Source organism: Microbulbifer mixtoriginis (SeqCode), from assembly GCF_052467235.1.
The window spans coordinates 4,312,757-4,339,314 of record NZ_CP174305.1 but is presented as its reverse complement, the minus strand read 5'-3'; the positions used below and the strand labels follow the sequence as shown (position 1 = coordinate 4,339,314).

The window sequence follows — 26,558 nt, the reverse complement described above, 5'->3', positions numbered from 1 at the left end:
CTAAATCAATTAACCAGAAGTATCGCCCGAGAAAATCTCACTTGCCGAAAAACGAGAAAGCCCGGCATATGCCGGGCTTTCCAATCTGAATCACTAAAAAATCTAGTAAAAAGCTATCAGATCTTCTTTATCGTGCCCTTGGGCAAAACAGCATGAACTGCTACTTTCTGGAACTTCAAAGACATATTGTCTGCAACTTCCAGCACGATGTAATCTTCGTCCACCTTGTCTACACGACCCAGCATACCGCTGCTCATCACGACTTCGTCACCCTTTTTCAGTGCACCAACCAACTCTTGATGCTCCTTCTGGCGCTTGCGCTGAGGACGGATGATAAAAAACCACATGAAAGCGAACAGGCCCGCAAACATCAACAGGGTGATCATGGGGTTACCCTGTGGCGCCGGTGCCGCTTGCTGTGCCATGGCGGAGGGGATAAAAAAGCTCATGCAAAACCTCAAAGAGTCAGCCTATAAAATTGCCGCCAACTCTAACGGGTTTCCCCTGTTGAGGCAACGGATTGGGCCGATCAACAGGAGACCGGCCTAACCAATTCGCACTCACTTAAAAGCGTTGACGCACCTGACGGCGATAACCAGTTGGCGACATACCGGTCCAGCGCTTGAAGGCACTGGTAAAGCTGGTCCGATCAGAAAAATCTAAAATCCTTGAAATTCCGTCAACACTCAGGGCGGTATCTTTGAGGAAGTGCACCGCGTGGCGGAAGCGCACGTGGTCACGCAGTGAGGCAAAGCTCAAGTTATGCTCCTGCAAACGACGCTGCAAAGTCCGGGTGGACATGCTTAAGTCGGAAGCAACGGGACGAATAGCGAGAGAAGCCTTACCAATGCGCTGTTCGAGCACATCGATGACTCTGGCAGCAATGCCAAAGCTGGTAGCTTCCGGTGGGGCCAGCAGCTGGTCGAGAATATTCGGGTCGCCGGATATTCTGGCCTGCTGCAGGGATTTATCTTCAGAGAGCGAAGTCTGGTCGGGCTGAGTATGGTTCATCGAGCTGCTCCTTTTGAGTTCCGTGAGCCGCAGTTATTTTTCTATGTCCGCATCCAGCGAATCCCGGTTGCTCCTGCCCACACCAACACACCTACAACTTCGGCGGACTACTACTCGATGCGGGATGCACCAAAAACAGACATCGAATCCTTCACAGAGATGTACAATTTTTAAACTAACCGCTCCGGCAATACCCAAAGAGAAACACTCTCTCGCCGGCGCACCTTTCCTTTACATCTGCCAGTATAGACCAAGAATTGAGAATGCAAGGGACGACAGTGGTTTTTTTCATCTTATTGTGCCGCAGAAGACAAAATTGAATGGTCCCGGTACGCAATTTCAATGAAAACTCAAGGAAATTCGGGGGCCAGAGGCTACCCTACCCCCTTAGAAAGAGTTTGCAGAAGCTGTGTAACAGATAATCAATCCAGATTTTCAGCCACCCAGCCAAGCACATCATCACTGTGGGTCTTGGTTTTCACTTTGTCGATAACATGGCGTAAGCGTCCACTTTTGTCGATGATAAAAGTTGTCCGGATTAGCCCCATATACTCTTTGCCCATAAACTTCTTCAGCCCCCAGCAACCGTACTTGTCCGCAATCTTGTGATCCTCATCGGACAGGAGGTCGAAGTTCAGCTCATGTTTATCAATAAATCGCTGCAACTTAGCTTCTGGGTCTGGGCTCACACCGAGAACAACAGTGTCTAGCTCCTTGAACGCATCGGCACTATCCCGGATACCACAAGCCTGTGTTGTACAACCTGGGGTCAGTGCCTTTGGGTAGAAATAAAGCACAACATTGCTTTTTTCGCGGAAATCTTTCAGTGAAACCTTCTCTCCGCTTTGGTTTGTCAGTGTGAATGCCGGTGCCAAATTGCCAATTTTGGGAAAAGACATAAGAAATCCCCTGAAGTGTTGGTTTAAGTTTTGAGGGGATTATATCGAAAAGTACTAACTGAAATGCCAAGAACTCCATCATTCAAAACTGGTGCAGGCGAAACTCCTTCTCCCTGCGCGCAAAAATGCCTATTTTCCTCAGCTTTTGCACTAACTCTGCCTTCTCTGCATCGGTCAAAAACTCACCTACCTCCAGGCATCCTTCTGGACCGCTAAAGGTCACCGAGGCAGGCTCAGCCGGACTGTTACCCATCCTCACCAGCAAGGCAAGATTTCCCCGTGAGAACTCCCGATGATAGACAGATTGCTGGCGGAACCCTTTACAACAATCGAACACAACCCGCTCATCGCTAATGCGGATTACTTCGCGACGGGTCCCTTCTAGGTAGACATAGGTGAATAAAACTGCAAGTAGTAAAATTTCCAACCCTGCAAATGGCAGGATCATCCAAGCCCCAGCAAAGGCAAAAGCCAAACTAATACCAAGGGAAACACCAACCAGGGAAAAGAACACCCAAAGATTTCCCGTTGCCGACAGGGATTGATTAGGCTGAAGAAGAATACAGGCGCATCGAGGGGCTTGGCGGCCGACTTCTGTGACCATGGCAAATACTTCCAGACAATACTTACCTAATCAGTGTAGTGCCGCCGCCATCAGCCCACACTCGTATAACGACCCGCCAGTATTCAGGCTACCCCATTCTATTTTAAATACCATTAGCAAAAGTCACTTTATTAAGCTGCGGCTAAAGGAACCCTAATCTAGCCTTTCTGAATAAGCACTGTTGGCGGGATTGAAAAAATAAGAGGAAATGCCCTCACTTGGTATCGCTTACTTCTTACTTGAAATACGCAAACTTTTTTATCTGGACTAGCTGGCGATTTTATAGCTACAGCGAAGTCAATAAATCAGCGCCGAAGAGCCAAATAAAAAAGCCCGCACACTGGTGCGGGCTTTTTAGACGAACCAGCCATCAAGGCCGATCAATCGACAGGGTTAGGGCAGCAGGTGAGCGACTGCATCACGCTCTTCCGCCAACTCCTGCTCGGTTGCAGTCATCTTCTCGCGGGAGAAGTCGTTGATGTCAACGCCTTGAACAATTTCCCAGTCGCCGTTTTTGCAAGTGCAAGGGAAAGAGTAAATCAGGCCTTCCTGAATACCGTAAGAACCATCGCTGAATACAGCCATGCTGGTCCAGTCACCTTCAGCGGTGCCCAGAGCCCAATCGCGCATATGGTCGATGGCAGCGTTGGCAGCGGAAGCCGCAGAGGAAGCGCCGCGCGCCTTGATAATAGCTGCACCACGCTGTTGAACCGTCGGGATGAAGTCGTTTTCGTACCACTCCTGCTCCACTTTATCCATCGCCGCAGCACCGGCAACCTTCACTTGGTGCAGGTCTGGGTACTGAGTGGAAGAGTGGTTGCCCCAAATAGTCATATGGGTGATGTCGTTAACGCTGGAATCAGTTTTATTCGCCAGCTGGGACAGAGCGCGATTGTGATCCAGACGGGTCATCGCGGTGAAGTTACGCGGGTCCAGGTCTGGCGCATTGCGCTGAGCAATCAGGGCATTGGTGTTAGCCGGGTTGCCAACAACCAGTACTTTTACGTTACGAGAAGCAACGTCGTTCAGGGCTTTACCCTGTGCAGAGAAGATAGCAGCGTTAGCTTCCAGCAGGTCTTTGCGCTCCATACCCGGTCCACGGGGACGCGCGCCGACCAGCAAAGCGTAATCTGCGTCTTTGAACGCAATAGTAGCGTCATCGGACTGAACGATACCCGCGAGCAGCGGGAAGGCGCAGTCTTCAAGCTCCATAGCAACGCCTTTCAGCGCTTCTAGTGCCGGGGTAATTTCCAGCAGCTGCAAAATAACTGGTTGATCTTTACCCAGCATCTCGCCGGAAGCGATGCGGAACAGCAGCGAATAGCTGATCTGACCGGCAGCGCCGGTAACAGCAACACGAACAGGTGCTTTCACGATAGTTCTCCTCGTTTGTAAGCGGCCGCATTATAGGGCCTCTTGAGCAAATTTCACCTCAAGCGGAGCAATTCTCAACTCAATTTGCCTAACAAAACTTTAATTTTTTATAAGAGACGCCAAAAAAAGGCTCAAGCCGAGGCAGCTTCCCGGTAACGTTGCTGCAAAATACGATAAACCTGCTCGCTGTAATCTACTGCCGAAGCATCAAGCTCAGCGGCGATTTCCGCTAAGTGCTCATTGTCTTCACGTCCGCCCCAGTTCTTCACATAAGTTCCTTCTTTGTACCCGTTATCCTGGCGGAATCGATTGAGTACGTTCTTTCCTACATAACGTTGATACAGTTCAGTAAAAGGCATCTCTGTGTCGGCAAGAAGCTGCGCAAACCCTGGCAGATCGAATTGTTTACTTGCCAAGGTGCTCAAAGTAAAGGCCTCCAGATCTTCACGAAATTCACCGGGCCCTCGCTGGCCAGCCGCTAATTCCTTAAGCATCTTTTCAGCAACTTGGGCCGGAGAGCCCTGTTGCAGCTCAAGACTCAGGCCAAAATGCCAGATATCCACCAGCTCCAACTTTACCTGATCGATATCCGGTTGCTGCTTTTTCCACCACTTCCAGCCGTAATGATCCAAGAGTTCCGCGCTTTCTACCCAGATCGCGCGATACCAGGCAAAATTTTGTGCACGCCAGTTTTTGTTAACAACGGTATTAATTTCGTCCTGCAGGGTCAGCATGACCTGCAATTGTTGCTTCATCATATAGGGAACTTCTAACTAGCCGGGCTTAGGCAGCCCGAGGAAATAATCGGAGAAAGTTTTCTGTAGTGATTTCAGCCAGCTGCTCGTATGAAATTCCGCGCAACTCAGCAATAAATTCGGCTACTTCTCGCACATAAGCCGGGATATTGGGCTTGCCACGATAAGGAATCGGTGCAAGGTAGGGAGAATCTGTTTCCACCAACAGGCGATCGAGCGGCAGTTTGCGCGCAACATCGCGCAGATCCTCAGCATTTTTAAATGTCACAATACCGGAGAGGGAAATGTAATAGTTGAGATCTAATGCGGCCTTGGCCATCTCCCAGCTCTCAGTGAAGCAATGCAATACACCGGCTGTTTGTGGGTTTCCGTACTCTTGAATCAACTGAATTGTATCTTCACGAGCATCGCGTGTGTGCACAATAACCGGCAATCCCACCTGACCTGCGGCCTGCAAGTGAGCAATAAAGCTCTGCTGTTGGGTCTCTTTGGTGTCCGTACTGTAATAATAATCAAGACCAGTCTCCCCAAGTGCCACTACCTTGGGACGCTCAGCCATCGCGATCAGTTCGTCCACCCCAGCGAGACCGGATTCAACATCCAGCGGATGTATTCCAACAGAGCAAACAACATCCTCATATTTTGAGGCGATTTCTACGACGGCATCTGCATTTTCCAGACTGATACCAACACATAGGAATTTCCCAACTCCTCGGCTGCGTGCGAACTCCAAGACTGCATCCAGATCGCCATCAAATTTATCGAGTTTCAGTCTATCCAGGTGACAATGAGAATCTACGAGCATGTGAAAATTACAACGTGTGAGTAGGTCGACTGGATTCAAGGGTGCCAGCCAGGTAAGTTTCTATCTTGTTTTGTGCAATGTTGTCCTTGTCACCAAACTGAACGCCAATACCCGGCGTACGGTTTCCCTGGGCTCCATTAGGGGTTATCCAGATAACCTTGCCTGCCACCGGAATTTTTTCCGGCTCATCCATCAAGCTTAACAACAGGAATACTTCATCGCCGAGGCTGTAGGATTTATCCGTGCTGATAAACAAGCCACCATTTTTTACAAAGGGCATATAAGCGGCATAGAGAACCGACTTATCCTGGATTTTCAGCGATAGGATGCCGTTTCGGGCACCGCCTCCCATGGCTTTCATGCTCAACCTCAATGTTTTAAATGTTGCGCTAACTTATCTGAGCGTACTGTTTCTGTCCAGAACACTACACGTTCCCGGTAGAAAGAAGCTTAATGCCCCCGCGTGTGGTTACGGCTTTACATTTCTCATTAAGCAAAAAGCCTAGACCACCGTATCATCAACTCCTCCAGCAACAAGCGACGATTGGGATTCGCTCCACTCGCAAGCCCCTTACGCGCCTGAACGAGGTGATCGTAAAAACCAAACAGTGGGCGCAAACTGCCTTGCCCTATTCCTGGGAACCTCTGAAGAAGGGTCATAACCTGAGTATCGCCAGTGGAATCACAACTGCGCACCCTAGCCATTTGGGCAACCCACTGCTGCCAAAATTGAATAAGCTGGGCCAGATCTGCAGGCTCGGGCGGAGTCTCCCAGCGACCTGCAGCTGCCACAGCCCTTGCACTACCCTGAGCGAGGGCAATTAGCTCCCCCAGAAAGCGCTCCCGAATTTCCTCGCATTTTGGCTCGGCCAATTGCGCAGCCAATAATGGCGCCCCACCGGCCAACGCCAGGGCCTTGGTTGCCGCACCTTCCTTCAAACCATATCCATGCAGCCACTGCAATGCCATTTCTGCAGAAGGGGATGGAAAAGCAACAGCTTGGCAACGACTGCGAATTGTTGGCAGTAAACCTGCGGGAGAGTCACTGACCAGAAGGAAAATCACTGATGCCGCAGGCTCCTCCAGGTTTTTTAATAGCGCATTGGCCGCATTGATGTTCATAGCTTCCGCTGGCGCCAGCCATACCAAGCGCGCCCCCCCGCGCCCACTGGTGCGGGAGACAAAATCCCCCAGCTGGCGAATCTGTTCAACCTTAAGCAGACCGCCTACCTTTTCAGGCTCTACCCGAAGAAAATCCGGGTGCGACCCCGCCTGCCAAAGGTGGCAATCCTTGCAACTTCCACAGGCCTGCCCTTCTCTGGGCTGCTCGCACAATACCAGCGCAGAAAAAGCCTCAGCAAAAGCGCGTTTGCCAAGACCAGGCTGGCCACTCAGTAATAGGGCATGAGGGCATCGGCCAGCGCGCCACTGGGTACCAAGCCGTTGCCACTGTTCCGTTTGCCAGGGTAGTAAAGAAGGAATAGGGGTATGTTCAGGTACTTCAGACACTGCCAATTGCCAAATTTGTAACTGGAAACTTCACCACACTAGTGGTGACCATATTTTAAAGCGTACATCAAAGAAGCCGCTGTAACTCCTGCCCCAGCTGTTGCTGGACCTGCACTAAAGGTTGACTAGCATCGACAACGGCATAGCGCGAAGGGGCTGCCTTAGCACGTTCACGATAAGCTTCACGCACCCGGTGGAAGAAAGCCAGCTGCTCACTTTCAAACCGGTCGGCAGCTCCAGTACTGGCAGCGCGCTGTAAACCTATTTGCGGGTCCAAATCTAAAAGAAGCACCTTATCAGGCCGCAAATCTCCCTGCACATCATTTTCTAAGCGCTCGATTAGAGCCCTGTCAAGCGCTCGCCCCCCACCTTGGTAGGCATAAGTGGCATCAGTAAAGCGGTCACAAATCACCCAGTCACCCCGCCCCAAGGCCGGGATAATCACTTTCGCCAGATGTTGTGCTCGAGCGGCAAAAACCATAAGCAGCTCCGCCGTGGGATCAACAGCCTCGTCACGCTTAGCTAGTAGCAACTCCCGCAGCTGCTCAGCCAGGGGAGTGCCACCCGGCTCGCGGGTTTGAATAAATGGAATATTACGATCAGCTAACCACTGGGTAATAAACTGCAGGTTGGTAGACTTGCCAACCCCCTCCCCGCCTTCCAGGGTTATAAATTTTCCGCGCGACACTATTTCTAATTTCCTTTTGCCGGACTGGAGCGGTAATCCGCTCGCCTTTTCAACTGATACTCCCGCACCGCACGGTTGTGCTCTGTCAGAGTGGCTGAGAAATGATGGGAACCATCCCCCTTACCTACAAAATACAGGCTTTTGCCGGGCTTTGGGTTCAGTGCGGCGCGGATAGCCGCGCGTCCCGGCAGTGCAATTGGTGTAGGGGGGAGCCCATTGATTACATAAGTATTATACGGGGTTGGCTGGCGAAGGTGTGCTCGGGTGAGGTTACCATCATAGTCTTCCCCCAGCCCATAAATTACGGTGGGATCGGTTTGCAAGCGCATGCCCATATTTAGGCGCCGCACAAAAACTCCGGCAATTTGACTTCGCTCGGAAGGCTGACCAGTTTCCTTTTCAATCAACGAAGCCATAATCAAGGCCTCATAGGGTGTTGCGTAAGGGAGGCCATCCTCTTTTGCCTGCCACTCTTCATCCAGCACGCGCTGCATACGTTCATACGCTTCGCGTAAAAGCTCAATATCTGTAGTCCCAGAGCGATATACATAGGTATCTGGGAAAATCCAACCTTCCTCAGCACCCTCTTTCAGGCCAAGAGCCCTGGCCGCGGCACTGACACTACTGCCAGCCTCAGATCTAACAATCCTCTGTCCCGAGCGAATCTTTTGCAGCGCCTGCCGGAAAGTCCATCCCTCAACTAAAGTGAGTCGATAAATGGTGACGTCACCCCGGTTTAACCGGGTAATTAAATCCACTGCCGTACTTCCGCTGGGTATCAGATACTCACCAGAGTGGATATCGGTTTTGCCCTCCCAATAGGCATAGGCAAGAATCAATCGCGGCCAGCTAATCACCCCGTCACTTTTCAGTTTCCGCAAGGTTCCAGATAAGCTGCTGCCTTTTTGCACTTGGAACTGCAGGCCCTTTTCTCCCACAGCCAGTGGAGACGCTAGGGCCATCTGTAACATCCACAGAGAGGCTCCGCCCAATAAGGCAACGAGGAGAAAACCACTAAACAGGATTTTCCAAAACTTGAAAGGAGAGCTTGTCCGCTTTTTCTTTACCACAATGTTTCCATGATCAAATGCTGCAACCCTCGAACACCAGCCCCGATCGACCAACGTTGATGACCGATAATCTCGACAACCGGCAATACCCCGCGCACGCTGTTACACAATGCTACTTCATCAGCCCCGCTCAGATCCCGAATTTCTAAATCTCGCTCCTGCCACTGAATCTCACTGGATAACCAGTCCCGCATGACGCCCCGGACACCACAGCGATGCAAATCAGGCGTTATCCAGGTATTACCAAAGCGAGCCAGTAAATTACAACGCAAGCTCTCGATAACCCTGCCCTCACTATCTAACATCAGGCCATCGATACGCTCCCCTTCAGGAAGCTCAGATTTCGCCTTATTATATCGATTGCGACATAGAAGTTTGCTGCCTAAGTTCCTACTTTTTGAAAGCGATAGATAGGTCTTACAGGGGTAAAGTCGAACTCCAAGTTCAGTCTCGGCAGTCAACTTTAGGGGCAACAAGGACAGATCCCAGCACCACTCACCACCAACCGAACCCAGCCGCAATCGGGCGATCGCCATTTTCTGGTTAAGCTGCTCAACCAACCGGGGTATGCACTGATCAATCTCTTTAAGGAGCATCTCATCCAAACCAGCATTCCGGGCCAGGCGCTCTCGGTGTAGCGGCCACAGCGGCAACCTTCCGTTGTGACAGCGCATGGTTTCGAGGATTCCATCTTCGTAACTCTCATCAGCAGGCAAGCTCTGTACAGGTCGGCTTCTGAGAAAAAATTGTGGCAATTTGCACATATCAGGATGGGAGTTGCCCGCCCAGAGGCGGGCAGACAGATCAGGTTCGCTTGAAGATTAATGAACCATTGGTGCCACCAAACCCAAAAGAGTTAGATAGTACCGAATTAATTACTCTAGGCTGGGCCTCCTGAGGCACTAGGTTGATATTTTCACAAGCCTCGTCTGGGTCATACAAATTGATTGTTGGCGGCGCCATTTGATCGCGCAGAGCGAGGACAGAGAAAACTGCTTCAAGAGCTCCTGCAGCACCGAGAAGGTGGCCAGTCATAGACTTTGTAGAACTTACCGCCAGCTCTTCTAAAGAATCTGCAAAAACCTCACGAACAGCCTGAATTTCAGCCGTATCTCCCAATGGCGTAGAGGTGCCATGTGCATTGATATACTGGATATCAGCAGCATTCATACCGGCGTCATTAAGCGCATTCTGCATGGAGAGCGCAGCTCCAGCACCATCTTCTGGAGGCGAAGTCATGTGATGGGCATCGCCACTCATACCAAAGCCTGCAAGCTCTGCGTAAATCTTTGCGCCGCGGGCTTTCGCGTGTTCGTACTCCTCCAGGACAAGTACCGCAGCTCCCTCTCCCAGCACAAAACCATCTCGACTTTTATCCCACGGGCGACTGGCCGTCTTGGGGTCATCATTGCGCGTAGAGAGCGCCCTGGCCGCACAGAAACCACCGAGCCCAACAGGCGTAGTGACCATTTCGGCCCCGCCACATACCATAACATCCGCATCGCCATACTGAATGGTCCGCATGCCCAATCCCAGAGCATGGGTGCCAGTAGTACAGGCTGTTGTGACGGCGAGATTTGGGCCCCGAAGACCAAATTTTATCGACAAATTGCCAGCGACCATATTGATAATGGCACCCGGCACAAAAAATGGTGACACTCGTCGGGGGCCCTTATCGGCAATTAACAGGGCATTATCTTCAATAGCCAAAATGCCTCCCATACCGGAACCGATACAGGTCCCCATACGTGACGCATTCTCTTCATTAATTTCCAGACCGCTATCTTCCATCGCCTGGTTACCCGCAACCAGGCCATATTGCAAGAAAGTGTCCATCTTGCGCGCATCTTTTGCGGCTACATAAGGAGTCGGATCAAAATCTTTCACCATAGCGGCGAAGCGGGTTGAGAACGCCGAAACATCGAATGACTCTATTGGAGCAGCTCCACTGACGCCCTTTAGGATGCCAGACCAAGTCTCCTCTACGGTGTTACCCAGCGGGCTCACTGCGCCCATTCCGGTTACAACAACTCTTCTGTGCGACACTGCGGTCCCCCCGAAACTCTTACTGCCACTGCTCTCCCTTCAATCTACATACGAAGGAATCAACACTAGAACAGCAGTCACAATTCCATAGTGCAAATATAAAGAGAGCCGCGCTATGTAACATAGAACGGCTCTCAGAAACGCTTGGCTACGCACAGTAATAAAACTGTTCGCGCCTAAACCACCCAGCAGGAATTAACCAAGGTTGTCCTTGATGTAATCAATTGCCAGCTGAACAGTTGTGATTTTCTCAGCTTCTTCGTCGGGGATTTCGGTTTCGAATTCCTCTTCCAAAGCCATTACCAACTCAACTGTGTCGAGTGAGTCCGCGCCCAGATCTTCAACAAAAGAGGCTTCAGGCTTAACGTCTTCTTCCTTCACGCCCAGTTGTTCAGCAACGATCTTTTTAACGCGCTCTTCAATGCTGCTCATGATTCAATTTAACTCCTAGTGGGTAAAAATCTGTTTTAGTCGCTATTGTTATTTCGCCAATCCAATTAACAGCGATAACGACCGGCTCACACAGCTTTTGGATAATTCAGAGGCCATTGTACCCCAAGTTTTTAGGGTTGTAATGCACGGCTCTGCGGCACCATCAGCAAATACAAAAAACTTTTAAAAATCAATAGGTTATTGAAATATTTTCAACGTACCTCAGGCCATATACATGCCGCCATTGACATGTATCGTCTCCCCCGTGACATAAGCTCCGGCATCACTCGCCAGGAAGGCCACAACAGAGGCAATCTCTTCAGGCTGCCCCAAACGACCCAGAGGGATCTTACCAAGAAGCGCCTCGCGCTGCGCCTCAGGCAGCACTTTGGTCATATCGGTATCAATAAAACCCGGGGCGACCGTATTCACAGTAATGCCGCGAGAGCCGATCTCTGCAGCCAGGGACCGAGCAAAACCCGCTACTCCAGCCTTGGTGGCCGCGTAATTGCTCTGACCCGCGTTGCCCATGCTACCCACCACGGAGCTGATATTGATGATACGCCCCCAGCGCGCCCGAGTCATATCTCTGAGGCAAGCTTTTGTCATACGGTAGACAGCGGATAAGTTTGTCTCGATCACCGAGTCCCACTCATCATCTTTCATGCGCATGAGCAAATTGTCTTTTGTGATTCCCGCGTTATTAACCAAAATGGTCGGCGCCGCAAAATCATTTTTTACTACTTCTAGCAGCCCAGCGATACTATCCGCACTGGTGACATCAAGTACCATACCTGCGCCATTGAAGCCCTGCTCGGCGAAACGCGCACTAATTTTTTCGGCACCACCAGTACTAGTGGCAGTACCGATGACCACTGCGCCTTGGCTGCCCAACATATCCGCAATTGCTGCACCTATGCCGCGACTGGCACCAGTGACCAGGGCAACTTTGCCCTCAAGGGAGGTCTTCAGACTCATACTTGCTTTATCCTTATTTGACCATTGCCATCGTGCCTGAGCAACTCAGGCGGCTGTAGATCTCAGCGCTTCATTAAAGCTGCTGGGAGTGTCTATACCGTGACAAACGGCACTGCGATCAATACGCTTGATGAGACCAGCCAGCACCTTACCCGGACCACACTCGACCAGCTGGGAAGCACCATCGTTTATCAGCTTTTGCGCACAGGCAGTCCAGCGAACCGGACTATATATCTGCTCAATCATCAAAGCCTTGATCTTCGCAGGATCAGATTCAGTTTCGGCATGCACGTTGTGTACAACAGGGATTTGCGGGGCACTGAATTCCGCCGCCTCGATCTGAGGGGCGAGCTTCTCCGCTGCCGGACGCATTAACTCAGTATGAAATGGCGCACTCACTGGCAAAGGCATGGCACGCTTTGCACCGGCCGCCTTACAGGCATCTATCGCCCTTTCCACAGCAGCACTATTGCCTGCAATTACGATCTGGCCCGGAGAGTTGTAGTTCACCGCAGCCACCACTTCACCTTGAGCGGCTTTAACACAGAGCTCTCCCACCACATCATCATCAAGCCCAATCACTGCGGCCATAGCCCCTGTACCCACGGGCACAGCTTCCTGCATCAGGCGGCCACGTTCACGAACCAGGTGGACAGCATCTTTAAAAGCCAGGACACCGGAACACACCAATGCCGACCACTCCCCAAGACTATGCCCTGCCATGCGAGCAGGCACCGCACCACCACGAGCGCGCCAATGGCGATAGAGAGCAACACTGGAGGCTAAAAGAAGAGGTTGTGTACGCTGGGTAAGATTGATTGCTTCCTGCTCACCATTTTGACAGAGATCCCAGAGGTCATATCCCAGAACTTCTGAGGCTTCAGCAAAGGTGGATTGGATTTCAGGGGCCTCCTGAGCAATTTCGGAGAGCATGCCGATCTTTTGAGATCCCTGCCCCGGAAAGACGAATGCAAGCGCGGCATTGGTCATAAGATATCCTTAAACCTGTTTGGCAAATTTCAGTAGGAGGGAGGTGTAGCATCTACCCCATTTCCTTTGAGTTTCGCTCGCCAGCTTGTACCAAGGCGGCGCCAACTCTGGCAGCCAAATCGGCATCGGCACATTCTTTTGCCGTCACCATAGCCCGGTAAAAAGCTTCGCTGCTGGCACCCCCGTGACTTTTGATCACGTTGCCCTTCACCCCTACAAAGCTGGCGCCATTATAGCGAGCGGGTTCCACCTGTGTGCGCCATTTTCGCAACAGCTTTATGGCTAATTGGCCAAAAAAACGTTTGAAACACCCCTTTTTCTCAATGGTGAACGCTTTTTGACCCATCAGTCTAATCACGCCTTCGGCGGATTTCATGGCAACATTTCCCATCAAACCGTCGCACACAACTACATCGACAGCCCCGGTAAAGATGTCGTGCCCCTCCACAAAACCCACATAGTTAACCTGCGGATCCCCCTCGAGGAGCTCGGCCGCCCTGCGTATTTCAGCAGTACCTTTGTGCGCCTCGGCACCAATATTCAGCAGTGCAACCTCAATGTCCTCACGCGGAACGCCAGTGTGGAGATGCTGAGCCTCAATACCCATACGCGCAAACTGCAGTAGATCTTCCGCGCTGCACCCCACATTTGCGCCGAGATCCAAAAGGTAGCAGGAACCGTGCCCTGAGGGTACAGACTTGCCCAGTGCCGGCTTGCGAACGCCCTCAATATTACCCAGAACACTGCGACTTAAGGCCAAAAGGGCGCCGGTATTTCCAGAGGTAACCATTGCCTGGGCACTACCTTCCGCCACAGCTTTTAGAGCTTGGGCCATGGTGGAGTTGCGCTTATGGCGAACCGCCTGCAAAGGGTTGCACTCTTGGGTAACAACCTGCTCACAAGGGATGATTTCAAGGCGATCGGGAATTTGGGCGTGGCGCTGCTCGAGGAGCAGAGCTTCTAATTGTGCGCGCGGGCCGAAAAGTTTCAACTGCGCATCAGGGAAATTTTGAAGAAATCTAATACAGGCCGGAACGACAGAGCGGGGACCTAAGTCCCCGCCCATTGCATCCACGGCCAATCGCAATTGGCTGGACAAAGCTTACTCTTCTTCGGAGCCGCCGCCGATGTCGATCACCTTGCGACCACGGTAGAAACCATCTTTGGTCACGTGGTGGCGACGGTGCTTTTCACCAGTAGTCGGGTCTACGGAGAGAGTTGCACCGGCGCCTAGCGCGTCGTGTGAACGGCGCATACCGCGACGGGAACGAGTCTTCTTGTTTTGTTGAACAGCCATTGCTAGCTCCTAAAATAAACAAATTTCGCTGGAACCGGGGCGCCTACCGGCGAGCCCAAACTCTAAGAGAAAATCTAGGATTTTCCCGAAGAACCCTTCAACTGCTCCAGCACTTTAAAGGGGTTTTCCCGTTGCTCACCCGCTTCAGATGCCTTCTCACCAATATGGAAAGTCTCCTTGGAGACACACTCCTCATCGTGATAAGCCACCATCGGCAGATTGAGCAAAATTTCATCTTCGAGGATCTGGTGCAAGTCCAGCTCATCACCATCCTGAATCACCGGATCCAAGTCTTTGGGAAGAGCCTTGCCCTGCTCTTCAGACCAAACGATGCCCCAGCAAAACTGCGCCTCGAGCTGCTCGCCCACAGGATGCAGGCAACGCTGGCATAACAAATCCACCGTGCAGTGCACCTTACCGCTAACAGTGAGGTGATTTTGCAGGTCGCGGCCAAATTGGATTTCAGCCTCGACCTCCCCTTTCACAGACTCAACGGCTTCACGTAGTCGCTGCAGTGACTCCAGAGGCAAAATACCTTCCAGATACTGCTCGCGCTGCACCAATTTCCGAGCATCAACGCTCTTAGGCAATACTGATTTAGAGGGGGCTATCGACATAAGCGCGCAATTCTATGGACTCACCCTACCCTTGTCAAAACAATTCAGTCACTGCAGTATCGCTCGGTCACAAACTTTGACCTAACAATCATGGAACCGCCCAAATAATGGCCTCCACACTGATACTAGCTTCCAGCTCCCCCTACCGCAGGGCGCTACTGAAGCAACTCCACCTCCCCTTTCAGACCGCATCTCCCCACATAAATGAAGATGCCAAGCCAGGGGAGGCCGCTGGCGCCCTTGCCTTAAGGCTCGCACAGGAAAAAACTCGCGCTTTAATGCGAGACAACCCCCAATCCCTGATCATCGGCTCCGACCAGGTTGCAGAATGCCGGGGACAAATTCTGGGCAAGCCCGGTAATCGCGACAAAGCCATTGCTCAACTACAGAACTGCTCCGGCAACAAAGTTACCTTCCATACAGGGCTGTCTTTGCTGGAAAGCGCAAGCAACCGCCAAGTGAGCACCGTGGAAACCTTTACAGTGTATTTCCGGCCACTCAGCCTTCCGCAAATTGAAAAATATATTGAGCTGGAAGAGCCCTACGATTGTGCAGGCTCATTTAAGGTGGAGGGCCTCGGTATAGCATTATTTGAAAAGCTCGACGGCACCGACATCAACACTCTTATAGGTTTACCCCTAATTCGCCTGGTAGATCTGCTCGGCGAATTTGGTATAGATCCACTGAAATCAACCGCTAAGAGCTAAGCGGCGGCCAACCCAGCAACCCGGAAAACTCATCGATAATCGCCTGGGGATTACACTCCCGCAGGCGACTTGGGCAATGAGCGCCATAGCTAACCCCCACGGCGGGCATACCAATCGCTGCCGCCATTGCCAAGTCATAAGTGGTGTCACCAACCATCACCGCATCATCAACACCGCAATCAACTTCAGCTAGCAGCTCACTCAGCATCAATGGGTCTGGCTTGGAAGCAGTTTCATCTGCACAGCGGCTCGCTATAAATAAGTACTCCATGCCATGCTCTTCAAACTCCCGACTGAGGCCTCGACGACTCTTCCCCGTGGCGACCGCCAACTGATGCCCCTGGCAAAGCAACGCATCCAAAGTATCTAAAACCCCATCAAATAAAGGTAGGGGTTCCACTCGCGCCGCCATCCACTCCTCTGAATAGAATTGCTTCAAGGCTTGCCGATCTTTATCAACAGCCTCAGGAAAAAGAGTGGCCACCGCCTCCGGCAAACCCAACCCAATAATATTGCTCACCGCTCCAGGAGAAAGTGCCGGCAAACCAACTCGCGCCGCCGCGCGCAACATGCAGTCAACAATCCGCGTCTCGGAATTACAAACAGTGCCATCCCAATCGAGAATAACCAGCATCGCCGCGCCCCTTTACTCGTCTCGCAACTTCTTTAATAGCGCTTGCATTTCAGTGGGTAGCGGCGCTTCAACATGCACATCGGTGCCGTCTGGAAGCGTGCAGCGCACAGAAGCCGAGTGGAGGAAAAGACGCTTAAGGCCTCGCTCACGAAACGCACGGTTATCCTCATCACCGGTGTACTTACTATCACCCGCCAGGGGACAACCAACAAACTGGGCGTGCACGCGAATCTGGTGGGTGCGCCCGGTTACCGGCTCTGCGCCCAACAGTGTTGCCGCTTTAAAACGCTCCAACACCTGGAAGCGCGTCTCGGAAGCCTTTCCATCCTGATGCACCGAGACCATCCGCTCACCACTCTTGAGGGTATTTTTACGCAACGGGGCTTCAACAACCCTCCTACCTCGAGGCCATTTACCTACCGACAGCGCCAGATAAGACTTCCCAATCCGTCCGCCCCTCAGTTCCGCCTGCACATGCTGTAAAACATTACGCTTGCGCGCCACCATGATCGCACCGCTAGTATCCCGGTCGAGGCGATGCACAAGCTCAATAAATGGGCTCTGCGGATACATCTGCCGGAGCACTTCAATCAAGCCAAGCCGGACGCCACTACCGCCATGAACGGCAAGGCCGGCAGGCTTATTGATCACAAGCAGGCCCTTGTCATCATAAAGTATGGAGTCGTGCACCAACTGGCGCAGCTGCTCTCCAGCATGGGGGGCAGGAGCCTGCCCTGCCGCACGAATTGGCGGCACACGCACCACATCGCCCGCCGCGAGCTTGTATTCTGCCTTTACCCGTCCTTTATTTACCCTTACCTCACCCTTGCGCAGGATTCGGTAAACGCGTGAACGGGGCACACCTTTTAGGCGTGCCTGAAGGAAATTGTCAATCCTCTGCCCAGCCAGCTCTTCAGGCACAGTCAAAAACTGCACGCCGCCAGAGGGGTTCCAGGTATCAGAGGGAGTGTCGGCCGCAGCCGTTTTCAGGGGAGGTGTACTTCGCATGACGCGCATCATAGCGCCGCTGCAAGGACAATTGAAGCACCTCCCTGCCCGTGCTATATTCGGCCGGCCTGAATTCGGCTGGTTTTCGGTCATCGGCGGCTTCCCACATGAAGAAATAGCCATGGCTTCGGAGAAAATACTGCTGTTCGGCCAGTGCGCGGGCATACCCGTGTTATTGATAAAAACTTAGCTGATGAGCACTCCCCAAAACGAGAATCTCAAGGGGGCCTCACCAGCACAACAGCCCACAGTTAAGTGGGTAACAATCGCGAAGGTAAGACGGGCCGCGACCCGCAGCGCTTGAAAGGACGACTCAAAACTTGCGTCCCGCTCTGTAGATAATGCCAGCGACCGAACTGGCAACCAGGAGACAACTGCTTACTTTAACCTGGTCAACAAAATATAGAAGAAGAGTAGCGGCCAAAAGCCGAGCTACAGAGCTAGAAACGATGACGCAAACCTTGCCACCCAGCTTGAAACTGACCCAAGGGTGGCGCCCAACCCGGCCATGGAAACCCACGGCCCCGGTACAGGGCAGTACTAAACGTAAGGTACTAAAGGAAGAAAGGTACTGGTAAGTGCCAACGGATAGCAGCACAGCATCGCATATCCGGAGTTTTTGCAGTGGAATGTTGGGCGAACGCTCGTCTCGAAAGGCCGCGTAGACTGAATTTGCGGAACAGACAGCCTCTCTAACTTCCCTGCCCCGCCACCAGGTCATCTCCTCTTGGCGGCCCATAAGCAAGCCTGCAATGAGCGGTGTCTCACCTTTGCGCAACGCAAGGAAATCGACACGCATGAAGAGAATGTTGATCAACGCAACCCAGCCTGAGGAGTTGCGTGTAGCACTGGTGGACGGCCAGTGGCTCTATGACCTGGATATTGAAAATCGCACCCGTCAACAGAAAAAAGCCAACATCTACAAAGGTAAAATCACCCGTGTAGAACCCTCGCTTGAAGCCGCATTCGTCGACTACGGTGAAGAGCGCCACGGCTTCCTTCCCTTGAAAGAAATTTCCCGAGAATACTTCCTCAAGCAACCCAAGGACATCGAAGGCCGCATCAAGATTAAAGATGTCGTCAAAGAGGGGATGGAGGTTGTTGTACAGGTAGATAAGGAAGAGCGCGGCAACAAAGGCGCCGCCCTCACCACATTTATCAGTCTCGCCGGGCGCTATCTGGTACTAATGCCGAACAACCCCCGTGCCGGCGGCATCTCCCGTCGCATTGAGGGCGATGAACGCTCTGAGCTACGTGACGCCCTAGCCAGCGTGGATGTCCCCTCTGGCATGGGCATGATTGTACGCACCGCCGGTGTGGGCCGCAGTGGCGAAGAGCTGCAATGGGATCTCAACTACCTCCTGCAACTGTGGAGCTTAATCAAAGAATCAGCGGACAAAAATAACGCGCCCGAATTCCTCTTCCAGGAAAGCAATGTAATCATCCGGGCGATTCGCGATTACATGCGCGATGATATTGGTGAAGTTATTGTTGATGATGCGGATGCCTTTAAACTAGTAAAGGGCTTTGCTGAACAAGTAATGCCCCACTACGCCCACAAGGTAAAGTTCTACGAAGATAGCATTCCGCTCTTCAACCGATACCAAATCGAAAGCCAGATTGAGACCGCCTTTGAACGCGAAGTAAAACTTCCCTCCGGTGGCTCAATCGTTATTGATGTGACTGAAGCACTGGTCTCCATTGATATCAACTCCTCCCGCGCCACCAAAGGCGGAGACATTGAGGAGACCGCGCGCAACATCAACCTGGAAGCCGCCGATGAGATTGCCCGCCAGCTGCGCCTGCGCGATATGGGCGGTCTGGTCGTGATCGACTTTATCGACATGCAAAGCAAATCCAATCAGCGCGAAGTTGAAAAGCGCATGGAGAAAGCTCTCAGCATGGACCGCGCCCGTGTACAAGTTGGCCGCATCTCCCGCTTCGGCTTGCTGGAAATGTCACGCCAGCGCCTGCGCCCATCTCTTGGTGAAACCACCTTCCGCGTTTGCCCCCGCTGTAGCGGCCAAGGCACTATTCGCGGCACCAAATCTCTGGCCCTCTCTATCTTGCGCCTAGTAGAAGAAGAGGCCAAGAAGGAGCGCAGCGCAGAGATTCGCGCAATTACCCCGGTAAACGTTGCCACCTACCTCCTCAACGAGAAGCGCAAGGCGATCTCCCAAATTGAGTCACGCAATAAAACCCGCGTAGTGGTCGTACCTAATGCGGAAATTGAAACGCCGCACTTTGAGGTTCAGCGCCTACGCGATGACGACACATCTACCCTCGAAACCTCCTATAAAATATCTGGAAGCGTAGAGGAAACTGTCACCAAGAAAGAAGAGCAGCCAAAGCGCCCGCAAGCACAACCTGTTGTACAGCCGCTCGCGCACACCGCACCGGCCCCGACTCCGGAGAAAAAACCGGAGCCAGGTCTGTTTAGCCGCCTGATAAGCGCTATTGCTGAGCTTTTCACCAGTAAAGAAGAAGAGCCCAAGAAACATCAGAAGTCCCAAAACCGCGGTAAAGATTACCAGCGCAACCGTAATCGCAATCGCAATCAGCGCGGTGGTAACCGGGGTAATCGCAATGAGCGCCAGGCTCGCCGCAAAGACGATCGCCGCGAAGATAGCAAGAGCGATGACCTGCGCGAAGCCAGGCAGACCGCAAAGTCGTTCGATGAGCGTGATAGCGGAGCCGACCGCGGTGAAGGACAGCGCCGTCGCCGCCGCCGCCGCAGTGGAGACAATCGCCGTAAAGATGAAAATCGCGACAACGTCTCCGAGGGTAACACTAACGAAAACATCGCACAGGTAGATGAAAGCGCCGATCAGGATCGCCCGGCACGTCGCCCCAGCAATGTTCGCGGCCGTCCACAAGCTCGTCGTCGTGGCCGCCGTACAGAAAACACTGCCGCCACAGCCGTAGCTCAGAGCCAGGAAGAGCTAAATCGCGAAGTCAATGAAGCGATTGACGAAGCGGAAAGTGAAGCCAGGAAATCCAGGGATACCGCAACCAAAAACTTAAGCGAAGCTCCTGTGAGTGAGGCGGCGAAGCCCAAGCACAAAGAGCAAAAAGCTCCCGAGCCCACCCAGGTAACCGAGCCCAAGCCTGTAGTGAAGGCTCCTGAGCAAAAGCCTTTTGCGCCTAAGGTTTCTGAAAGCCAAGCGGAAGTAAAGCCAGTTGCAGAGGCCTCTCCAAAGGCACAGCCAGCAATCCCAAACGAGGCACCCGCTCAGCAATCAGTAACACCTGAAAAGGCTACTGCAACCAGAGAAGAGCAACCCTCTCCTACCCTGGTAACCCCCAAAGCCTCTCAAGAAGTACAAGCCACAAAAGTGTCGGCACCTGCTACTAACCTGGAGGCTACCGCAGCAACTGAAGATGCTGAAGAAACTGCCCTAAAAGAAGCCAGTGAAGCCGCAAAAGCATCGGTAAAGCAAGGCGACGCTATCGCCAGAGAGGAAATGATGGCTGCAGAAGCTAAAGCTTCTGAGGAAATCGCTACGCCGGCAACTCAGGGACGCGCCGGCAACGACCCGCGCATCAACCCCAAGCCATTGCTGGAGTTGGCAATCGTGACAGAGCATCGTGACATAGGCTCCCAGCAGCCGCTAGACACCGCTCAACCAGCGGCCATCCAGCACAGTCCTCGTGCACTTGCACGCCCAGCCAATGACCCGCGTGTGGCACGTCAAGTAACACAGGCTAATACTGACCACAATTCTGCAGAAGCAGGCTAAGCAACCATCAAAGCCGCCAGCAGTTGTACTGCTGGCGGCTTTTTACATCTGAAGAATTGCCCTTGACTGGTTAATAAATCACCTAACCCATTGAACTAATTGAAAAAATTTAAAACGGCACTTGTATGTAGCACGAAGCTATGTATAATGCACAGCACAATTTGGTGGGGTGGCTGAGTGGTCGAAAGCGGCGGTCTTGAAAACCGTTGACTGTAACAGGTCCCAGGGTTCGAATCCCTGCCCCACCGCCATTATTCATGCAGAAAGCCCTGATTTTTCAGGGCTTTTTTGTTTGTGCCCTTTGTGTTCCCCCACTTAACTTTTGTAAGATCTTCACAGCAAAAGTCGCTCCGCCCCTGCCGAATCGAATTGGCACCGTGGCAGTCCTTCCGCAATCAGTTCATACCTATCCCGGATAGGAACTGGCGGATATTTTCATTGACTGCCAGTAATTACTCTCGCCCCCCCATCAATAACTTTAACAAGTCAGCTGACCGTCCAGCGCCATAACTACCAATACAAAAAAGAAGGGGAGCTTCATAAGGGCAGCGCATACTGCTCATGAGCGCAGCATGTAAAAATAAAGACCTACCGAGCAGGATATGCCCTTGAGCAAGCGGCTTCCATTGCTCATACCATCCTGTGGTGACGATAAGCTACCGGCTCACGATGCCCAGCCAAGAAATTTTGCCAACCCTCAGCTGATTTAGATTCAGCATTTAACCAAGTCAACATATGATCCGCCCCTAGAAAAACTGGACTACGGTCATGGCCAACCGCCTCAACTTCTGGAGCTGGATCATCGGTAATCAAGGTGCATGAGAAGTTACCAACCTCTCCTCCCAATGATTCCCAGTAGTCCCAAAGGATTGGTGCCCACATCAAATCTTTACCCTTTGGGGTAAACTGGACCTGAGCTTTCTTACCCTTGTGTTCAACCCACTCAAAGAAGCTCGTGAATGGTAATATCCCATGCTGGTGGCCAATCAGGGGTCGCCAGGTTTTTGCTTCAAGTAATCTATCTAGCCGAGCGTTGTATAGACTGTATTTTGTCGCTAGATCCCAAGCCGAGTTAGATGGGCGTATCGAGTAACGTAGCGGGCGCAACCAATTCTTACCTCCATCACATACTATACCCGGAGCAAAATAGCGGGGGTATACTCTTTCGCCTGGCCCTGCAAGGCGGAATTGACTGACACGAGGTAACCCCTTCAAACCGAGAGTGTGGCGAACCTCTGCTTTAGTAGAGCAGCTCTCCCACTTCTGGTTGAAGCGGAATTGGTTCCAGGCATTCACATCCGCTCTAAACCCTACAGGTAGTGATGACAGCGTCTTGTCACTAGGGACCGTAAAGGAGTAGCACATGGAAATTCACCGTAAAGTGTGGCCTGAACCACACTAATAAGATGGTTAAAAGAAGAAGGAAAATTTAAGAGGGGTGTATCAGCTGCCTTCACCCTTCAGATAATCCACTATTTTATCAATCTCCTCTTCATTTTCGTCAATAAGCCTATCTGAAAGAATCTTAAGCTTGTCAATTGATTTGTAATCAAAAGGACCCACAAAGGGGTCAATAAGCTCAACATTAAGATAATCATAATTCACCCGCGAGGGCGCCAAAGACTCGGCAATTTCCAGAGAAAATATCTGCTGATAATCCATTGATCGTGTCATGCTAAATATTGCATCATGAAACCAGCGTAATTTCCCCCAACTCTTTAGACTTCTATAATCAAAACCCATAGTATGAACTGGGTGTATTCCGGAACCAAGAATCAGCAAGTAGTAGTTTTTGCCTGGAAAATTTTTTATTACATCATGCAAGATGACGTTAGCCGGATCATTAGCCGTGATTGCAGCATCTGCAAAGTAACGATGGGTAATCTTCTTGTCTGGCCCCACAAAATCAACAGGGGTAAAAAAAGCCTCCGCACTAGATGCAGCAGCAACAAGCTGATAAAGCGTATTAGTAGGCAGATCTAAAGCTTTTATCCCTCTATTCTTAAATAGATGCAACCTTCCATTATGTACATCCAGCGACGGGATAATCACATAGTTATTTAAGCTGGTGAAATTCATCGCCGGAGAATAATTTCTCTCCAAGACTTCTGAAAGATGGGCACCCATAAATTGCGGCGAGAGGTATCCATTTAATGTCAAGGCATTATGATACCAGGGCACTGAAAACAAAAACTCACTTTCTTTTTCATATACCTTTATTAACCTTTCACTTCTTGAGGAAATGTTGTCATGATCAAAATCAAGCCGACCCAATTGAGAAAGGGGAATATTCAAGCTGGTGGCAATAATCGCACCTGTTGAAACTCCACTAAAGACGTCGAACACTTCCTCTACAGGCTTCCCCAATTGTTTCTCAATATGCTGTATCACATAGAGAGGAATAAGCCCCCTGACACCACCCCCTTCAATGATCAGAATATTAATTGTTTCCTTTTTCTCTAACGCCTCATTGCTTTTTATTAACTCCTCTGTAATTGGCTGGGAATCAAACTTGATACCGCGAACAAAAACATAATTGTAAGAAAAAACCAGCAAACCTAGAGCCACTACTAACAAAAAGAAAATGACTACAGAATGCTTGATTTTCATTTCAGCACCTCTACCCTACATACAAAGTATAAGCACAAACCTTAAGTTTGACTCTACCATCATAAGCTAGCTGCAAATTCTATTTAGAGAGACTTGTGTCTTATCAAAAATAACATACCACAAACAAATTCCCCCAAGTAAAGTATTAAACCTATATAAAATTTCACCCCCCAAGACACTTATCCGAACAGACACAAAAAGAGCAAGATAATCCTTCTTTTCGAAAAAAATGAGAACGGATTGCTAGTGGCTTTCCTTTCCTTTAGGCAAATACAGATATTGACTGCTCATGTCCTACTGCCATTATCCTATTCATAGCCTTACAAATACCCTTAACGAACGTTACGCCTAACCTCTCTAAGCTTGCTCATACTATATGTTCTAACAGGCTTAACTGATTCATTAGCATCCTGGTCTTTCAAATCTTATGCAAAACTTTATCGCTGGCATTTGTCAAAAAAAATGCATCAATCCCTACAATTAGCGTCAAATATGAGATACTCCCCCCATAAAAGAACCCGAATAAACTGGGAAAAGATCTATGACTAAGTTCACCACCTACCTGTCAGCTGTCTTACTAGCTGGATGTAGCGCCACCACAAGCATCACACAAAAAAGTGCTAGTGAAGTTCGTCAGGCGGTAACGATACATAATAGTTCCGAAAATAACGCAACTGAATATAGCGGCCCTCCAATGCAGGCAACCACCGATGGCTCGGATCACAACCTGTATTACTATATGCTACGTGCTCTTGCCCCCAAGAATGGCGGAAGCCCCCAATACCAACTGCGTATTGATATCACATACCGGGAAAACTGGCGCAACTATGACACAGCCACATTTAGTGGTGGAAACGAAGTTGAGCTATCCCAACTCGATCGAAAAGTCCTCAACTGTGCATCAGCATTTAAATGCATGCTTGAAGAAACTCTGGAAGTCACATTGAGTGAAAATCAGATCACCAATGCTCTCAAGAAGCGAGAAAGCCTTAGAGTGAAGCTTTATGCAAAGTCAGGTCATCGCTCGGTTATCGAAGTGCCCAGCTCTTATCTGATGGGTTTTTACTCCAGTATTGTCAATAGACGGGGCTAAAAACTGGAAGGCCATCACAATTACTTATTGTGTGACCTTTAAATTGTGGGATCTCTGAGTAGCTCCGGAATACCTATACAGACTTCAGCGCCTGGCTTGCTTAACGAGGCAAAGTCTTCATAACAGGTTTGTGAATAGTCTGAACACTCCCAAAAAAATAGAGCCGAAAGCCTGGCGGGATCATTCAGATACTCCCAGGCTTCTATAATCTATAAACTAAGATTTCTGCAGGCTTTCAGCAGTCTTAGCAAGCCCCTCTTCTACCGATACCGGTGGCTGCCAATCAAGCAGGTTCATAGTTTTTCCAATATCCACTTGCAAAGAACCACATAGACGATCGGCAACAGCCCTTTTCCCCAGTAGGGAGAGAGTAAAGATCAGAACAGATGCTGGCACAGGTATCAATAGAGCCCGGCATCTTAGGCTCCTTGAAAGCCGCCGCAATAAATCCGTGATAGACATATCAAGACCATCAGATACAAGGAAGACTTGATTTCTTGCGTTCGGGTGTTCAATACAAACTGTGATCAAGTCGATCAAGTTATAGACAGAAACCAGGCTGCGCCGATTGTTAATTGAACCTAACGGCAGTGGAATACCTTTCTGCAGCCAACGCATCATGGATTGAAAGTTAGCTTTTACTCCAGGTCCATAGACTAGTGGTGGACGAATAACAACCACTTCCAGGCCAGTTTCCTCTGCCAGAGCGATCAAGGCATCCTCAGCTTCTTTTTTTGAAATCCCATAGGGGTCTACAGGATTTGAGGGCTCCTCTGCGGTAAATGGGCCTCTGCCAGTAGTGGATTCCCCATTCACCTTAATAGAGCTTAAGAAAATAAACCTTTTTACTCCTGAAGATGCAGCTTGGCGGGCCAGTTGTAAGGTACCTTCCAAGTTCACTTTGCGAAACTCTGCCAAGGGGTCGACAGCACTTTCTTGCATCACATGAACTCTCGCGGCAGTATGGATCACCACATCAATGTTGTTCAGTGTGGTACCCCAGTCAGTTTCCGCATCTATGCGAGGTACATAAAGCCCCCCTTCTACCTCATGGCGATACACGGGCAGTACCTTAACCCTTTTAGATCGCAGGGCTGATAAAAGAGCACTTCCAATAAAGCCACTGGCACCGGTCAACAATACTCGCTCTTCCACAAGCCCCGCCCATATCAATTAATTTCATCAGGAAGTAGTTTACAGATGGGGAAGCATTGAGTCACTGGTGGAAGGGTTGACGATAAAGAGCTCTTAGCGGGCAGCCTGAAAATAAAAGTATCTTGACTAAGAAATGATTAGACAACTCAAAAGTAATCAGCAGAGGGGTTCGAATACTCTCTTATCTATTATTCGAGCTTTAGTTTTGATCTCTAAGGCTGCAAAACCGAAGCTGAGCTTTACCAGCATTTTTCACTCTGGCTCTGACATTCTCTAGAGCCCGCGCATGGGGTTCTGTAGTTTCTGCGGTTCCCCATTTAATCTCCCACTTTTCTCGGGCTGCCAAGCAAGCCTTGGCTTGCCGATAATGCCAGCGAGCCTCAGCACAGGGGTTAAGATCTCTGGGAACCTTACGGTCACAGATGCGATGGTATCTTTTGCGGGCCAAATTTGCTTTAAAGTCTTTATCTATTACCGCATCAAAGTGGCGAATAGGCAAAGCTATAATCCTTTGCGATGTCGCGCCCCCTCTAGCA

General features: G+C 50.8%; 29 protein-coding genes and 1 tRNA gene. 5 read left to right on the top strand and 25 right to left on the bottom strand.

What is annotated here, in order from left to right; all coding sequences use genetic code 11:
• Positions 1 to 116: 116 nt before the first annotated feature.
• The 19 genes from yajC to ACJJIO_RS18985 all read right to left on the bottom strand — a co-directional run bounded on the left by yajC (position 117) and on the right by ACJJIO_RS18985 (position 15,075).
• A complete protein-coding gene (yajC, locus tag ACJJIO_RS19075) occupies positions 117 to 449 on the bottom strand; it encodes a preprotein translocase subunit YajC (RefSeq protein WP_020415218.1) in 333 nt (110 codons plus the stop codon).
• A gap of 115 nt (positions 450 to 564) precedes the next feature.
• Positions 565 to 1,011, bottom strand: a complete 447-nt coding sequence (locus tag ACJJIO_RS19070; RefSeq protein WP_020415217.1) for a helix-turn-helix domain-containing protein — start codon at positions 1,009 to 1,011, stop codon at positions 565 to 567.
• A 422-nt stretch (positions 1,012 to 1,433) separates the two neighbouring features.
• A complete protein-coding gene (gene bcp / locus ACJJIO_RS19065) occupies positions 1,434 to 1,910 on the bottom strand; it encodes a thioredoxin-dependent thiol peroxidase (protein ID WP_252081827.1) in 477 nt (158 codons plus the stop codon).
• A gap of 82 nt (positions 1,911 to 1,992) precedes the next feature.
• Entirely contained in the window at positions 1,993 to 2,514 is a 522-nt protein-coding gene (locus ACJJIO_RS19060) for a DUF2244 domain-containing protein (RefSeq protein WP_444886357.1), read from the bottom strand.
• Between the two features lie 393 nt (positions 2,515 to 2,907).
• Positions 2,908 to 3,888 carry a malate dehydrogenase gene (locus ACJJIO_RS19055; protein WP_252081829.1) on the bottom strand — a complete coding sequence of 327 codons (981 nt, stop codon included), beginning with the start codon at positions 3,886 to 3,888 and terminating at the stop codon, positions 2,908 to 2,910.
• Between the two features lie 131 nt (positions 3,889 to 4,019).
• Positions 4,020 to 4,643: a dUTP diphosphatase gene (locus ACJJIO_RS19050; protein ID WP_444911019.1), complete on the bottom strand. Its 624-nt coding sequence runs from the start codon at positions 4,641 to 4,643 to the stop codon at positions 4,020 to 4,022.
• 28 nt (positions 4,644 to 4,671) lie between these two features.
• On the bottom strand, positions 4,672 to 5,448 hold the full coding sequence (locus ACJJIO_RS19045; protein ID WP_444884694.1) for a TatD family hydrolase: 777 nt from the start codon (positions 5,446 to 5,448) through the stop codon (positions 4,672 to 4,674).
• Between the two features lie 7 nt (positions 5,449 to 5,455).
• A complete protein-coding gene (locus tag ACJJIO_RS19040; protein WP_020415211.1) occupies positions 5,456 to 5,809 on the bottom strand; it encodes a PilZ domain-containing protein in 354 nt (117 codons plus the stop codon).
• Between the two features lie 128 nt (positions 5,810 to 5,937).
• Positions 5,938 to 6,957 (bottom strand): DNA polymerase III subunit delta', encoded by a 1,020-nt coding sequence (locus ACJJIO_RS19035; RefSeq protein WP_444909470.1) that lies wholly within the window; start codon positions 6,955 to 6,957, stop codon positions 5,938 to 5,940.
• Between the two features lie 67 nt (positions 6,958 to 7,024).
• The gene (gene tmk / locus ACJJIO_RS19030) at positions 7,025 to 7,645 is read right to left on the bottom strand and encodes a dTMP kinase (protein ID WP_444909469.1); all 621 of its coding nucleotides are present in this window, start codon (positions 7,643 to 7,645) and stop codon (positions 7,025 to 7,027) included.
• 5 nt (positions 7,646 to 7,650) lie between these two features.
• A complete protein-coding gene (gene mltG / locus ACJJIO_RS19025) occupies positions 7,651 to 8,715 on the bottom strand; it encodes an endolytic transglycosylase MltG (RefSeq protein WP_444909468.1) in 1,065 nt (354 codons plus the stop codon).
• Entirely contained in the window at positions 8,709 to 9,431 is a 723-nt protein-coding gene (locus ACJJIO_RS19020) for an aminotransferase class IV (RefSeq protein WP_444909467.1), read from the bottom strand. The genes mltG and ACJJIO_RS19020 overlap by 7 nt, the downstream gene beginning before the upstream one ends.
• 88 nt (positions 9,432 to 9,519) lie before the next feature.
• Positions 9,520 to 10,761 carry a beta-ketoacyl-ACP synthase II gene (gene fabF, locus ACJJIO_RS19015; protein WP_252081834.1) on the bottom strand — a complete coding sequence of 414 codons (1,242 nt, stop codon included), beginning with the start codon at positions 10,759 to 10,761 and terminating at the stop codon, positions 9,520 to 9,522.
• A gap of 195 nt (positions 10,762 to 10,956) precedes the next feature.
• The gene (acpP, locus tag ACJJIO_RS19010; protein ID WP_152453358.1) at positions 10,957 to 11,193 is read right to left on the bottom strand and encodes an acyl carrier protein; all 237 of its coding nucleotides are present in this window, start codon (positions 11,191 to 11,193) and stop codon (positions 10,957 to 10,959) included.
• 222 nt (positions 11,194 to 11,415) lie between these two features.
• Positions 11,416 to 12,171, bottom strand: coding sequence for a 3-oxoacyl-ACP reductase FabG (gene fabG, locus ACJJIO_RS19005; RefSeq protein WP_444909466.1), 756 nt, complete (start codon positions 12,169 to 12,171; stop codon positions 11,416 to 11,418).
• Between the two features lie 45 nt (positions 12,172 to 12,216).
• Positions 12,217 to 13,161, bottom strand: a complete 945-nt coding sequence (gene fabD, locus ACJJIO_RS19000; protein WP_444909465.1) for an ACP S-malonyltransferase — start codon at positions 13,159 to 13,161, stop codon at positions 12,217 to 12,219.
• A 52-nt stretch (positions 13,162 to 13,213) separates the two neighbouring features.
• A complete protein-coding gene (gene plsX, locus ACJJIO_RS18995) occupies positions 13,214 to 14,260 on the bottom strand; it encodes a phosphate acyltransferase PlsX (protein ID WP_444909464.1) in 1,047 nt (348 codons plus the stop codon).
• 3 nt (positions 14,261 to 14,263) lie between these two features.
• Positions 14,264 to 14,458, bottom strand: coding sequence for a 50S ribosomal protein L32 (gene rpmF, locus ACJJIO_RS18990; protein ID WP_252081838.1), 195 nt, complete (start codon positions 14,456 to 14,458; stop codon positions 14,264 to 14,266).
• 74 nt (positions 14,459 to 14,532) lie between these two features.
• The gene (locus ACJJIO_RS18985) at positions 14,533 to 15,075 is read right to left on the bottom strand and encodes a YceD family protein (RefSeq protein ID WP_252081839.1); all 543 of its coding nucleotides are present in this window, start codon (positions 15,073 to 15,075) and stop codon (positions 14,533 to 14,535) included.
• A 107-nt stretch (positions 15,076 to 15,182) separates the two neighbouring features.
• Here ACJJIO_RS18985 and ACJJIO_RS18980 point away from each other — a divergent pair, with 107 nt between their 5' ends.
• Complete coding sequence (locus ACJJIO_RS18980) at positions 15,183 to 15,782, top strand: Maf family protein (protein WP_444909463.1); 600 nt, start codon at positions 15,183 to 15,185, stop codon at positions 15,780 to 15,782.
• Here ACJJIO_RS18980 and ACJJIO_RS18975 read toward each other — a convergent pair.
• Positions 15,772 to 16,416: an HAD-IA family hydrolase gene (locus ACJJIO_RS18975; RefSeq protein WP_444909462.1), complete on the bottom strand. Its 645-nt coding sequence runs from the start codon at positions 16,414 to 16,416 to the stop codon at positions 15,772 to 15,774. The genes ACJJIO_RS18980 and ACJJIO_RS18975 overlap by 11 nt on opposite strands.
• Positions 16,417 to 16,428: 12 nt before the next feature.
• Positions 16,429 to 17,424 (bottom strand): 23S rRNA pseudouridine(955/2504/2580) synthase RluC, encoded by a 996-nt coding sequence (gene rluC, locus ACJJIO_RS18970; RefSeq protein ID WP_444909461.1) that lies wholly within the window; start codon positions 17,422 to 17,424, stop codon positions 16,429 to 16,431.
• On the opposite strand from rluC, the gene ACJJIO_RS18965 reads away from it, so the two are divergent.
• Positions 17,423 to 17,614, top strand: coding sequence for a hypothetical protein (locus ACJJIO_RS18965; protein WP_444886370.1), 192 nt, complete (start codon positions 17,423 to 17,425; stop codon positions 17,612 to 17,614). The two genes, rluC and ACJJIO_RS18965, sit on opposite strands and share 2 nt — an antisense overlap.
• Before the next feature lie 123 nt (positions 17,615 to 17,737).
• On the opposite strand, the gene ACJJIO_RS18960 is transcribed toward ACJJIO_RS18965, so the two are convergent.
• Positions 17,738 to 18,223: a hypothetical protein gene (locus tag ACJJIO_RS18960; protein WP_252081844.1), complete on the bottom strand. Its 486-nt coding sequence runs from the start codon at positions 18,221 to 18,223 to the stop codon at positions 17,738 to 17,740.
• Between ACJJIO_RS18960 and rne the strand changes: the two genes are divergently transcribed.
• Both rne and ACJJIO_RS18950 read left to right on the top strand, forming a co-directional pair.
• A complete protein-coding gene (gene rne, locus ACJJIO_RS18955) occupies positions 18,222 to 21,164 on the top strand; it encodes a ribonuclease E (RefSeq protein ID WP_444909460.1) in 2,943 nt (980 codons plus the stop codon). The two genes, ACJJIO_RS18960 and rne, sit on opposite strands and share 2 nt — an antisense overlap.
• Positions 21,165 to 21,327: 163 nt before the next feature.
• Positions 21,328 to 21,415: transfer RNA gene (locus tag ACJJIO_RS18950), tRNA-Ser, on the top strand.
• A 379-nt stretch (positions 21,416 to 21,794) separates the two neighbouring features.
• Here ACJJIO_RS18950 and ACJJIO_RS18945 read toward each other — a convergent pair.
• Positions 21,795 to 22,529: an SOS response-associated peptidase family protein gene (locus tag ACJJIO_RS18945; protein ID WP_444909459.1), complete on the bottom strand. Its 735-nt coding sequence runs from the start codon at positions 22,527 to 22,529 to the stop codon at positions 21,795 to 21,797.
• Between the two features lie 78 nt (positions 22,530 to 22,607).
• Complete coding sequence (locus ACJJIO_RS18940; RefSeq protein ID WP_444909458.1) at positions 22,608 to 23,774, bottom strand: patatin-like phospholipase family protein; 1,167 nt, start codon at positions 23,772 to 23,774, stop codon at positions 22,608 to 22,610.
• Positions 23,775 to 24,315: 541 nt separating this feature from the next.
• Between ACJJIO_RS18940 and ACJJIO_RS18935 the strand changes: the two genes are divergently transcribed.
• Positions 24,316 to 24,867 (top strand): hypothetical protein, encoded by a 552-nt coding sequence (locus ACJJIO_RS18935; RefSeq protein ID WP_444886374.1) that lies wholly within the window; start codon positions 24,316 to 24,318, stop codon positions 24,865 to 24,867.
• Positions 24,868 to 25,083: 216 nt separating this feature from the next.
• Here ACJJIO_RS18935 and ACJJIO_RS18930 read toward each other — a convergent pair whose 3' ends face one another.
• The gene (locus tag ACJJIO_RS18930) at positions 25,084 to 26,022 is read right to left on the bottom strand and encodes a UDP-glucose 4-epimerase family protein (protein WP_444909457.1); all 939 of its coding nucleotides are present in this window, start codon (positions 26,020 to 26,022) and stop codon (positions 25,084 to 25,086) included.
• Positions 26,023 to 26,558: the final 536 nt, after the last annotated feature.